Raw genomic sequence first — 12,306 nt, forward strand, 5'->3', positions numbered from 1 at the left:
AACCTGAATAAATGAGGCCATTAAGTCATCTGGCCTCTCTTATACCAATCCTACTAATTATGTAATCTTTCAGCGGGAGTTCAAAACGCTGTAGGTAAGGCGGATGCTTGAAGCTAATAGTTATTCTATATCGAAAGCATCTAACGCAGCATAAAGAGTTTTGAAACCCGCACTATGTGAGCCTCTCAGGCATTCCACTTCTGTGTTGCATTGACTTAAAAGGGAATAACCATTTCTTCATCAATGCGCCTTGAATTGAAAGGCCTGAGAGGCTCTGAACTGATCACCTATTTAGTGAGATTGGTATTAGCTGTCCATTTCAGCTAGAAGTCCATCTCAGCTTCATCCACCGACACACCGAAGGGGATCGCCCTTAGGCGACCATCGATCCGTATCAATCTGAAAAACTGTGGCAGGTTAAAACGCTGTGTGGAGGTGTCCGGCTCCTCAAAAGCATGGTGATGGCTGACCTGGCTCACCAGTTCATCGACATTAGCGCCCTGTTGAACGTAATGATTCAACTCATTTTTTTCATTAAGTACAAACACATCTAAGCCATGTTTGCTTTGACGAAGAAAATATTGAATCGCACCATGGGCGGCAAAGTCCTGAATCACATCTGGGATTTTTGTAAAAGGTTCGTTACCAAGATCGGGTCTGGGTAACTCTATCACCTTCTTCATGGTGAGCTGTTGATAGAAAGCCTTGGCATCTTTAAGGTCCTGAAAAACCATCCCTTTACTGTTAAAAAAGATCCCGTACTGTACCTTTCCGACTTTCAACGGATAGACCAATGTCGATGAACTCGATACTTGCAAGCTTAAACGAACCGCTCGTTGAACCAGCCCTGTCACGGTGCGCTCGAACTGAGATTTAAGCTTAGCCGAACAGCTGATGACCTCTATGGATATATCTTCGGCAGCCAGTCTTATACCCGGTATGATAAACGCCAACGCATTTAATATACCCACTTCTCCCTCGTAATGGTGGCAATGCCATTCACCCCATGAGTTCAAACTGATGATGTCGATCGATGCCAGCATGTTTTGCTGACGACGTCCCAGGGAGAAGATATTGGCATTCATATAATCGACCATGATCTCCTGCCCTTGCCATTGAGCAGTCGGGTCGCTATTGAAGTTAAGCAGCAGGATCAGTTTTTTGTATCGCCACGGCTGACACAGATCCATCTTAGATACGCGTCTTTCTTTGAGATCGAAGAAAGAGATTAATCTCTTAGCTGCCGTCGTTAAATATTCTGATTTCCCGCTACCATTTGCAAACTCATACCAGGTAGTCACCTGAGTTGAAACACCATTTAATGCCGCCCAAGCGAGCAGTTTTGCTTTGCTTCTGGAACGGTAAACGGCTCTCTGGCCAATAAAATTTCTCGAATAAGGGGGGCAACGATACAGACAGTACTCATTATCATTGTGACTATAGATGATCGTCAAATCCGGCTCGGCAATGGAGTCACTCCAAAGACGATTTAAGCTAATGATCTGCTGAGTATCGGCGCTGAAATAGGTATGAAGTTTTCGGGTCAGTAACCCTAACTCTGATAGCCTGAAACTTCCGTTTAGCTTATTGGTTGAAGCAAATTGAATTAGCGTCTGATAACTGCCTAGCATGAGTTCATTGAGCTGCTCATTAAACCATTGCAGCTGGCCGCAATGCCAATCGTCACAGTGATCCAGTGTATCGATGAGGCTCTGTGACCAATTCCAGCTATCGACTAAACTTCTCAGTTTGTGATAACGCCAATCTTTTGCCTGTTCAAACTCACTCAATCGAATACCGCATTTGAGGTAAAAGCAACGACGAACGATCTCCAATCGACTCAAATCTTGCTGTTTTTCAAGATAGGCTTCGATCGATTCATAAAGAAGATAATAAGCATCGTTCGCAGCAGAGAAATCACCATCTATGGTTCGCTGCCATACCTTCTCGCTAACCAGTAAGGTATCTGGGTATTCTGTGGCATACGCCTCAAGAAGCAGTACCTTGAGTAGTGCTTTATGTGGCTTGTCTAAGCCTTTGTAGAGTTGCCATAGAGAAGCACCGAAGTACTCGCTCGCGGGGATGTGGCTCACGTCCCCTAAATATAACAGCTCATCGGCTCTCTGAGCATTTGGCCACCATGCGACGGTTTTACCCGCTAAACAGATTTGACTGCGATAAAACTCCTCAAGCAACAACCAATGTTGTGCACTCCCACTATGCTCCTGACCTATAGGATGAAGCGATTCATCCTCGGATATTGATGCCTTTGAGAACTGTTCCGGATGAACCAGATAAATATTAACTTCCAACCCATATTGAGCAAACCAGCCAGTTAGAAGCGATGATTTATCCTCGAGTAATCGGCACTCCTCTTTAGTCAGCAAACGGTCGTGAACCAGCCACACATCGATATCACTCTTGGGGTTCTGACCAAAGCTGGCCATGCTCCCCATACTGTAGACCCCTTCAATAGCAGCCTGCTTGACTCGATGCTGAGTTGGCTTGACTAAGTCGAGCGTATCACAAGCGGCAAGCTCACTCTCAGAAGGGACATAATTGAAGACGCCGGAAGGCGTCATGGAACCGTTATAACCAGGGTAACCAGCTCTATGGTAATGAAATAGAAGTGGAATAAGTCTTAAGAGGTCTCTTTTTAGTGGAGAGAGTATCGCGAGCGCACGAGCCAGTCTGATCCGATTTAATCGTTCAGCGTTTTCGATAAATTGGCTCTGCTCATTGATCAAATGATTTTATTCCAGAACGAAATAGAGAGTTGATATTCATGCTAGCAGCTTTATTCGCATTAGGAAATAAATGAGATCAAGATCACACTTTAAAGTTCGAAATAGTTGGGTGAACTTCAAAGAATCAACAGCCATATATTACATCTGTTCCTGAGCAATGTTAGCATTACTGCAACTAAGGCCTCTGATGGAATATCGAGCATGTCTCAAAACGTCATTCGAATCGCAACACGTAAAAGCCCACTTGCACTTTGGCAAGCAGAATTTGTGAAAGCTGAACTGGAAAAATTCCACGAAGGTTTGACGGTAGAACTTCTACCTATGAGTACTAAAGGCGACATCATCCTTGACACACCACTGGCAAAAGTAGGTGGTAAAGGGCTATTTGTTAAAGAGCTGGAGGTTGCCATGCTTGAAGACAGAGCCGATATTGCTGTGCATTCGATGAAAGATGTTCCAGTCGACTTTCCAGAAGGTTTAGGCTTAGAAGTTATTTGTGAGCGTGAAGACCCACGCGATGCTTTTGTATCTAATAACTACAAGAATATCAGCGAACTACCTCAAGGTGCAGTCGTTGGTACATCGAGCCTACGACGTCAATGCCAGATCAGAGCGTCACGCCCCGATCTTGTGATCAGAGATCTGCGCGGCAACGTAGGTACCCGTTTAGGAAAACTAGATGCGGGCAATTATGACGCCATTATTCTTGCGGCTGCAGGCCTTAAGCGCCTGAAGCTTGAGGAGCGCATTACCAGCTTTATCTCTGCAGAAGAATCCCTACCGGCCAATGGCCAGGGTGCAGTAGGTATTGAGTGTCGCATCAATGACGAAAGAGTAAAGGCGCTTCTTGCCCCACTCGAGCACACTGAAACACGTCACCGTGTTATCGCCGAGCGCGCAATGAACACTCATCTGGAAGGCGGATGTCAGGTTCCTATCGGAGCCTATGCCGAGATCCAAGATGATACACTGACGCTACGTGGTTTAGTCGGTAATCCCGATGGTAGCCACATCATCGAAGCGACAAAGGTTGGTTCTAAGACTGATGCACAAGCAATTGGTGTTGCACTGGCTGAAGAGTTGCTCAGCAAAGGCGCTAAAGCCATTCTCGATGCCGTTTATATCAAATAGACACAGCCTGTACGGCTCGCATTAAGATGAAAGTACTTCTGACGCGCCCACAAGGGCGTAATCAGTCGATGATAGAGGCCCTGAATGAAAAAGGGGTCTCTCATGTCGTCACGCCATTATTGAATGTTCAAGCAACTGATATTCAGCTGCACCAATCATCTATCGAACAATTTAACCAAGCTGATATTGTGATTTTTATCAGCACTAATGCGGTAAAATTCGCTTCTAAAGCATTAAATAACCAATTTCCAGACTCTGCACAGTTTTATGCCGTTGGAGAAGCAACCTATCAGGCTCTCCTAGCCCTTGGGATCTCTTCCCAAAAAGCGCCACAGGAATGCCAACAGACCGAAGGGTTACTCACTCTCGAACAGCTTCATCATATTTCAAATAAGAACATTGTGATCGTACGGGGCGTCGGAGGAAGAGAGGCACTGGCCGAGGCACTAACCTCTCGGGGGGCCATCGTCAACTATTGGGAGGCCTATCAAAGGGGTTGCCCACAGCTAGACAAAAACAGTGTTATTCAGGGGTGGCAGAACGCTGAAATAGACACGATTGTCGTCACCAGTGGCGAAATACTTAATAATCTAATCAAACTTGTACCAAAAGAGCTATTTGCTTGGCTGCGTGCATGTCATATTATAGTCCCTAGCTCTCGAGTTCAGGAACAAGCCTTAGCCAACGGATTACAACACGTTACTAATGCCAAAGCTGCAAACTGCAAGGCCGTACTATCAGCCTTAAAGTTATCTATCTAGCACTGTAAAGCCTTATACCCAAGCTACTTCTCGACATGCTGAATCCTGCATCTTGAGGTGGTTTGGGTATATAATCGTCATCATTGTAGCTGTATCGCCTTCAAGGACTGTTTAATGGACAATAAAAAGTTAGATGAGAACGTTATAGAACCGAACATAGAGGTAAGCTCTGAAACGGATACTAATGACACGACTCGAGCAGTCAGCGAACCTCAGGAAGAGTCTGCTAATATCCAGCCTAAAACTGAGAAAAACGGTGTTTCCTGGGGATTTATCTTCAACCTGTTCTTTATACTGGTAGTGGCTTTTGGCACCCTAGGTGGCGGTTACTATCTTTATCAGGAGTTAATTAAGCAACAGGAAAAGGCTCAGGCATTAGCCACAGATCTGAAACTGGCATTGAGTGAGCCATCAAGGCAGATATCGTCACTGCAAAGAGAGCAGCAAGCGTTTTCCGGCAGCATGAATCAACAGATGCAGGGGTTAAGCGAAAGCCAAACTCAGCTTAATGAGCGTGTCGCAAAGCTTGCGCAGCGTAATCCAAATCACTGGATGGCCGAAGAGGCAAAATACTTAGTCAGAATGGCAGGAAGCAAACTCTGGCTGGAAAAAGATCCAAGCACGGCGGCGAGCCTGCTTAAATCGGCCGACGCTCGAATCGAGTCGATGAAAGATCCCTCTCTGACACCACTGAGAAAAGCATTGGCTCAAGATATCTCGGTGGTATCTGCTATCAAGAGCACCGATATCGCAGGTACGGTTCTAACCTTAGACAGTATGATTGAACAATTAGATCGGCTGCCATTGAATAGAGTGGAAGTTGCTAATGCGGCTAATCGTCTCGAAAGCCCCGAGATGTCAGCTTCCATTGATGACTGGAAAGAGAATCTGGCAAAGTCCTGGAAATCCATAATGGACGACTTTGTCGTGGTACGAAAGAGAACCACTGATATCACGCCGATACTCGCTCCCGATCAACAGTGGTATCTTGTCGAAAATATCCGTAACAAGCTGTTGCAGTCTCAACTTGCCCTATATAGACAAGATCAGGTCAACTATCGCCAGTCTCTGACGCTCGCAAGAAAGTGGATCTACCAATATTTTGATCTCAACGATGCCAAGACAAAAGAGACATTATCGGCTCTTGAGGCACTAAAAACCCTTGAGATACAAACACCAGCAATTAACCACTTTCAATCTACAGCCCTGCTTCAACAGCTGGTGATACACGGTAACTTACTGGTTACGGAGGAACCTTCCCTATGATTAGAATTATGATCTATCTCGGGATTATCTTATTAGGCCTGTGTATCAGCCCATTTTTTGAAGGTATGAATGGCTACCTCTATTTTACCGTGTGGGATTATGAAGTCGAAACTGGTGTGGTGTTTGCTGTTATCGCTCTGATTGTTTTTTATGGCTTACTACAGATCCTGGAGTGGGCAATTATCTTCTTACTAAACCTGTTGTTTAGTAGCCGATTATTACCAGAAAAATGGCGTAAGAAAGCGGCAAAAAAACATACTCTTATTGGGGCATTAGCCCTTGCCGAAGAGGACTGGGCAACCGCCGAGAAAGCGATGTCCAAGGGGGCGGAAAAGGGGGAACTCCCGGCTCTGAACCTGTTAGCAGCAGCGAGAGCGGCGCAGCATCAAAACAATACTGAAGCCAGGGATGAGTATCTGCTTCAGGCAGAAAACGAAAGATTAGCCGTTAAGGCTGTCGGTACCACACGTACCCGTTATCTGCTTCAGCAAGGTGAGCTGGACAAAGCCAGAAAAGAGTTGGATAAACTTTCCCCTACCAGTAAGAGTAAACTCCCGGTGCTCAGACTCGCACTCGAGTTATACCAGGCTCAATCTGACTGGCACTCGCTGAAGCTACTGCTCCCAATCATCAAGAAACGAAACCTGCTTTCAGGCGAAGAGTTAAATGAGCTCATCATTTCAACGAATACTTCTTTGCTCGTTTCCGCTCAACAAAGTAGTGAGCAGGATTTAGAGAAAGCCTGGCACTGGCTCAGCCGAGCCGAGAGAAAAGAGATGCGTTATCTGGCCATCTACTGTGTCGGTCTAAATCTTTATCAACGTAAGCCTGAGGCTCTCAAATTATTGATGAAACAATTAAAGAGCTCAACTTCTCCAGACTTGTTATCTGCTCTTGCTGAGATTATTTCACCAGCCGATGTTGAAGAGAGAAAGGTGATTTTCTCGCTTGAGAATAAATATGCTGAAGAGGTCAATTTCCAGATCCTTCTTGCTAAGCTGTATCAACAAAACAAAGAGTATCGACACGCGACCACATACTGGCAAAAAGTCTGCAATCTTCAACCCGACAAAGTCTGCTGGCTTGCTCTGGCAGAATCACAGGAGCATTTAGGTGAGCTCAACAAAGCCGTGAACAGCTATAGAAATGCCGCTTCGTTTAGCTAACATCTATACCCATTTATAATAAGAAAACTACCTGTATGGTAGTTTTCTTATTATGGCTCAATACAAACGCACACAACTATCACCTAACGCACTGAATATATAGAACTATAATCCCTCCTGCCTTAATCCTTTCTGCCTTCTTTAAATTTCCCCTTAGTTAGCCGAAGTTTGACACACATTAAAACTGGATCAGACTTGAAGTAATCAGGGAATAAGTATTACTTCCTGAACCTTCAACCCTTCTATTTTCGTTATAAATGAGCTTGCTCAGGGATGTAATTATGGGTGTTTCAATAGCTAAACAAGATGCCGTTGTCACTAACTTGGTTGGTCAATTAAAAGCCAAAGATGAACAGGGAAATGTCAGAGATGTAACGATAGGCGATCTTATCAAAAACGGTGAGCAACTAATCTTCTCGCCAAATGCACAATTTATTCTGGAGATGGCCGACGGCTCGGTCGTCGATGAAACAAACATCGTATCGGAAGAGCCAAGCTTATCTCCTACTCCTGAGGAGGGGCTAGCTACGGCGCCCGTGTCTACCGATGCGGAAATTGCAGCCCTGCAAGCTCAAATTTTAGCGGGTGAAGATCCAACAGCCGGACTGCCTGAGACCGCGGCTGGCACCGCAGCCGGAGCCGGTGGTAACGAAGGCACCGACTTTATCACCTTAGACAGAACTGCTGATGAAACGATAGCCGGTAGTGGATATGATACCAGTGGGTTCGATCTGGCTGCAGCACCCGCTATTGACGAGCTAATCATTGCTGAAGAAAATATTCTTCCTACATTAACTTCCAGCTCCATCACTCTTTCAGAAGCAAATCTCCCCCAGGGCTCCTCTCCATTAGCAAGTGCTTTATCACAAGCAAACACAATTACACTTGCCGCCCCCAATGAAATATCCCTCTTAGTGATAAATGGCGTTGAAGTATTTACCGGTGGCGTATTTGCCGGACCCGTAGCGATAACGTCTGCAAGCGGAACATTGAATATAACGGGGTTTGATGCTGCAACCGGCATTCTGAGTTATAGCTACACCTTGAACTCAGCAGCCGATCATAGCACTGCAGATCTTCAAGCAGATACCTTCGCCGTGTCGCTTACCGATATTCTGGGCAACAATACCACCTCAACTATTACCGCAAACCTGCTCGATGATGCCCCTAGCGGACAAGATGACTTAGAGAACATAGGAGAGGATGACGTTTCAGTTTCAGGAAGTGTCATCATTAACGACACTCAAGGTGCCGACTCATCTACCGTTTCACAAATCACTAACTCAGATGGAGCCAGCTTAGCTATAGCTCAGGCAGCGAATATTAGCGGCAGCTTCGGGTCATTACAAATATCTGCCGACGGTAGCTATAGCTATCTGTTATCGACTCAGCTCGATGCGGTTCAATCTCTCGCTCAGGGGGAGCAGGTTACAGATATATTTACTTACCAACTCACAGACAGTGATGGTGATAGCGTGCCGGTAACGCTTACGCTCACCATAACCGGCACCAACGACACCCCTGTCATTACTACAGAAATAGGTGATGGAGCCGATCAAGGCACTGTCATCGAATCAGGAAATGAGGATGACGGCACCATAGTTCCCGGAGTGCCACAAACAACGGGCACCCTCACCGCGACCGATATAGATAACGGTGCGGTATTGAGCTGGAGCGGTAGCGCAACAGGAACCTTCGGCAGCTTTGTCATCGATGCCGTAAGTGGACAATGGTCATACACCTTAGATAACCTGCTTGTCGATAATTTTGCCGAAAATAGCTTATCTCAAGAGGAGTTCCTGGTTACCGTGACCGATGAGTTTGGTGCAACAGCCACACAACTGGTGACCATCACCATCAACGGTACCAATGACAGCCCAATTATCACCTCATCGGCTGCCGATGCCACAGGTAGCGTCAACGAACAGCCCGCTGAAGGGGTTGTGCTCGATCCAGACACTCAAACAGCCACCGGAACACTCACCGCCAGTGATGTAGATACCGGGGCAGTCCTGTCCTGGAGCGGCGATGCCGACTCACTCTATGGCAGCTTTAGCATAGATCCGATGACCGGGAAGTGGACCTATACCTTAGATAACCAAGCAGCAGAGATCTTGGCCGAAGGTGAAGTGGTACAGGAAAACTTTTTAGTCACTGTTATCGATGAATTTGGCGCCACCGACACTCAGACAGTCACTATCAATATTACCGGTAAGGATGAAGCCTCCGTCATCGCTAATGACAGTAACACCATAGATGAAGACACGGTCGCTTTAGGCAACGTGCTGGATAATGACAGTGATGAGGACGACCTGCTAACCGTCAACAGCTTTACCGTAGAGGGCAGTAGTTACAGCGCAGGAACCAGTGTCGATTTAGCAAATGGCACCTTAGTTCTTAACGAAGATGGTAGCTATGTGTTCACCCCTGATGCCAACTGGAACGGCGATGTCCCCATTATTACCTACACCACCAATACCGGCGCAACCGCAACCTTGACCATAGTTGTCGAGCCAGTCAATGATGCCCCCGATGCGCTAAACAACAGTTATAATCTCAACGAAGGTGGTTTCACAAGCGGAAACATCATTACCGATAACACCGGAGTCGGTGTCGACAGTGACATAGATGGCGGCGCACTGAACATCACCCACATTAACGGTATTGCAGTTACATTCATTAGCGGCACGGCGATTCTTCCAATCGGCGATGGCACCTTAACCATCAACCAGAACGGTAGCTTCACCTATGCCCACAACGGTGAAGAACCCGAACCAACCAGCTTTACCTACACAATTAACGATGGATTGGGAGGAACGGACACTGCAAGCGTATTCTTCAATATCAACCCGGTCAACGATGGCCCGTTTGCCGAAGATGACAGCTTCAGTGTCGATGAAGGGGCCCTGCTCGGCGGCAACGTCATCACTCACATCGATAACAACGATGGCCTGCTGGATAGCGACGGCGGCGATGGTGGCCCACTGAGTATCACTCAGGTTAATGGCGCCGATCTGGTATTTAACCTCGGCTGGAGTCAGGACATCGTAGTGGGTAACGGTACCTTGCGCATCAAAGCCGACGGTACCTTCGAGTATCAACATGATGGCAGCGATCCCGAAGAGGTACCGCCTACCTTCCAATACACATTAAGTGATGGTTCAGGCACAGATACAGCAGTCGTGACTATCACCACCAACCCTGTTAACGATGGGCCTGAAATTGTCAGCATCGATTTAGCAGCTGTATCGGAAGAGGGTTTACTCTATGGGATCAAAGATGGTCCGCTACCGCCAGACGATACTACGGATGAAGTCTCTTTTGTCGGTACACTCAGTTTCACCGATGTCGACAGCAGCAACTTCGGTATATCTATAGATGACACCAATATCGGTCAATACTATTCTGGAAGCACTGAAATAATCTGGAGTTGGAGTGGTAATACTCTTACTGGTACTGCAGGCTCAATGACAGTTATGACAGTCGTATTTGGCGCTGTCAGTGGTACGGCACCGGACTTCAGCGTCAACTACACCATTAGCCTGTTCGCTCCGGTAAATCATGATCCCGAAAGCAATATCGAAGATGTACTGCCTATAGCCTTTGCCGTAACGGTTGACGATCTTAACGGTGGCAGCGCCGACACCACTCTCACGGTCAATATCGAAGATGACTCGCCAGTCGATGAGCTTGACCCACAAGCTGAACCATCAATAACCAATAGCATCGGCCAATACATCACTGGAGATCTATTTGCCCCTGGCGCCGATGGTTTTGGCAACGTGGTCTTCGACGTCACTGCCGAGGTCAAGGGTAACCTTCTATATAATGGCTCATTTCTTTCCTATGACATGGACGGAAATACGTTAGTAGCATCGTCACCACTTGACGACACCGTCGTATTTACCATAACTGCGGTACCCGATGGAGACGGTCAATATGACTACAAACTACTCTTACTGGAAGAGATCCAGCTAAAAACCGATGTTACATTTGAAGTCAATGATGCACCCGCTGGTTTCAATGAGACCTATTACGTCGACAGCGATGGTAAAATATACTCTCATGATGGCCAAGTAGTTGAAGAGATCGCTACAATTACCAGCTCCGATAGTCTTAATTCCAATGAGCATGGTATCGGCGTTGGCTCAACTCCCTCTATTGATACAGGCGAAAAAATTGTATTCCATTACGGTGACTTAGGCACGTTAGGCGCAAAAATAGTCCTCGGAACCGGGGTCAATGCAACCCGAGATGGTAACAGTGTATTTAACTACACCGTGACCTACATAAATGGAGAAACGAAAGAGTTCACGGGCGTCGTTCTTGATGGAACATACGAAATAGAAGCTAAGTTCACCGATGACAATTTCTACTCAAATGTAGTATCTATCGAGATCGAATATGTTAACGGAGATGACTTCCAAGTTGCCGAATCAACCTCAACAGTAGCCAGCGTTACGGAGAATCCAATAGATATTGATTTTACCTACACAGCAACCGATGCTGATGGAGATAGCGTCTTTGACCCCGACGGAGAGCCAGGTGGTTTCACCGTCGTTGTAGAACCAGATACAGGCAGTGACGATATCAATATCTTGGCCGGAACCGATGCCGAAGACACTCTTTTAGGTGGAATAGAGAGTGACTACATCATCGGCGGCACCGGAGATGACACGATATCTGGTGATGCAGGAGCCGATATTCTAATCGGCAGTGAGGGCTCTGACACCATAGACGCCGGTGTAGATACAGACCGTGACGCCATTATCTGGGAGGTGGGCTCTGCAGACGAGAGCATAGATACCATCTATAACTTCAACCCGGTCTACGACGTGCTCAACCTATCCGATGTGTTAGTCAATGAAGCACCTGGCGATCTGGAAGACTTCCTCTCATTTAACTTTGTAGGCGGCAGCACAGAGATAGTCTTGGATACAAATGGAACATCATCAGCTGGAGGAGATACACTAACCATACTATTAGATGGGGTAGACCTATCTACCATCTATGGTCCAACTCCAACGGAGATCATCAACGGACTCCTCGATGACGATGCACTGATTGTTGATGTACCATAATCGACTAACGAGGTAATTACGCCGTTTTTACAATATATCTAGCAGAGAAACGCAGCGAAGCCACTATATTTAGTGGCTTCGTTGTAACGGCCTAACTGCCACAGAGACGAGCCAAAGCCATCAAAATGCCGCTTTGCTTGGCTAGCATCTATAT

At 46.5% G+C, this 12,306-nt stretch carries 6 protein-coding genes; 5 read left to right on the forward strand and 1 reads right to left on the reverse strand.

Annotated elements, in window-relative coordinates; all coding sequences use genetic code 11:
- Positions 1 to 323: 323 nt before the first annotated feature.
- Positions 324 to 2,747 (reverse strand): class I adenylate cyclase, encoded by a 2,424-nt coding sequence (locus SSED_RS21530; RefSeq protein ID WP_012144465.1) that lies wholly within the window; start codon positions 2,745 to 2,747, stop codon positions 324 to 326.
- Between the two features lie 201 nt (positions 2,748 to 2,948).
- On the opposite strand from SSED_RS21530, the gene hemC reads away from it, so the two are divergent.
- The 5 genes from hemC to SSED_RS21555 all read left to right on the forward strand — a co-directional run bounded on the left by hemC (position 2,949) and on the right by SSED_RS21555 (position 12,152).
- Positions 2,949 to 3,878 (forward strand): hydroxymethylbilane synthase, encoded by a 930-nt coding sequence (gene hemC, locus SSED_RS21535; RefSeq protein WP_012144466.1) that lies wholly within the window; start codon positions 2,949 to 2,951, stop codon positions 3,876 to 3,878.
- A gap of 26 nt (positions 3,879 to 3,904) precedes the next feature.
- The gene (locus tag SSED_RS21540) at positions 3,905 to 4,639 is read left to right on the forward strand and encodes a uroporphyrinogen-III synthase (RefSeq protein WP_012144467.1); all 735 of its coding nucleotides are present in this window, start codon (positions 3,905 to 3,907) and stop codon (positions 4,637 to 4,639) included.
- 114 nt (positions 4,640 to 4,753) lie between these two features.
- Positions 4,754 to 5,905 carry a uroporphyrinogen-III C-methyltransferase gene (locus SSED_RS21545; RefSeq protein ID WP_012144468.1) on the forward strand — a complete coding sequence of 384 codons (1,152 nt, stop codon included), beginning with the start codon at positions 4,754 to 4,756 and terminating at the stop codon, positions 5,903 to 5,905.
- Positions 5,902 to 7,071 carry a heme biosynthesis HemY N-terminal domain-containing protein gene (locus tag SSED_RS21550; RefSeq protein ID WP_012144469.1) on the forward strand — a complete coding sequence of 390 codons (1,170 nt, stop codon included), beginning with the start codon at positions 5,902 to 5,904 and terminating at the stop codon, positions 7,069 to 7,071. Before SSED_RS21545 ends, SSED_RS21550 begins: the two co-directional genes overlap by 4 nt.
- Positions 7,072 to 7,352: 281 nt before the next feature.
- Positions 7,353 to 12,152 (forward strand): retention module-containing protein, encoded by a 4,800-nt coding sequence (locus SSED_RS21555; protein WP_012144470.1) that lies wholly within the window; start codon positions 7,353 to 7,355, stop codon positions 12,150 to 12,152.
- Positions 12,153 to 12,306: the final 154 nt, after the last annotated feature.

Source organism: Shewanella sediminis HAW-EB3 (genome assembly GCF_000018025.1).
GTDB lineage: Bacteria > Pseudomonadota > Gammaproteobacteria > Enterobacterales > Shewanellaceae > Shewanella > Shewanella sediminis.

Bases quoted from the DNA above. Each gene is read 5' to 3' on its own strand.
- hemC (WP_012144466.1), top strand. From the start codon at position 2,949: ATGTCTCAAAACGTCATTCGAATCGCAACACGTAAAAGCCCACTTGCA.
- SSED_RS21540 (WP_012144467.1), top strand. From the start codon at position 3,905: ATGAAAGTACTTCTGACGCGCCCACAAGGGCGTAATCAGTCGATGATA.
- SSED_RS21545 (WP_012144468.1), top strand. From the start codon at position 4,754: ATGGACAATAAAAAGTTAGATGAGAACGTTATAGAACCGAACATAGAG.
- SSED_RS21550 (WP_012144469.1), top strand. From the start codon at position 5,902: ATGATTAGAATTATGATCTATCTCGGGATTATCTTATTAGGCCTGTGT.
- SSED_RS21555 (WP_012144470.1), top strand. From the start codon at position 7,353: ATGGGTGTTTCAATAGCTAAACAAGATGCCGTTGTCACTAACTTGGTT.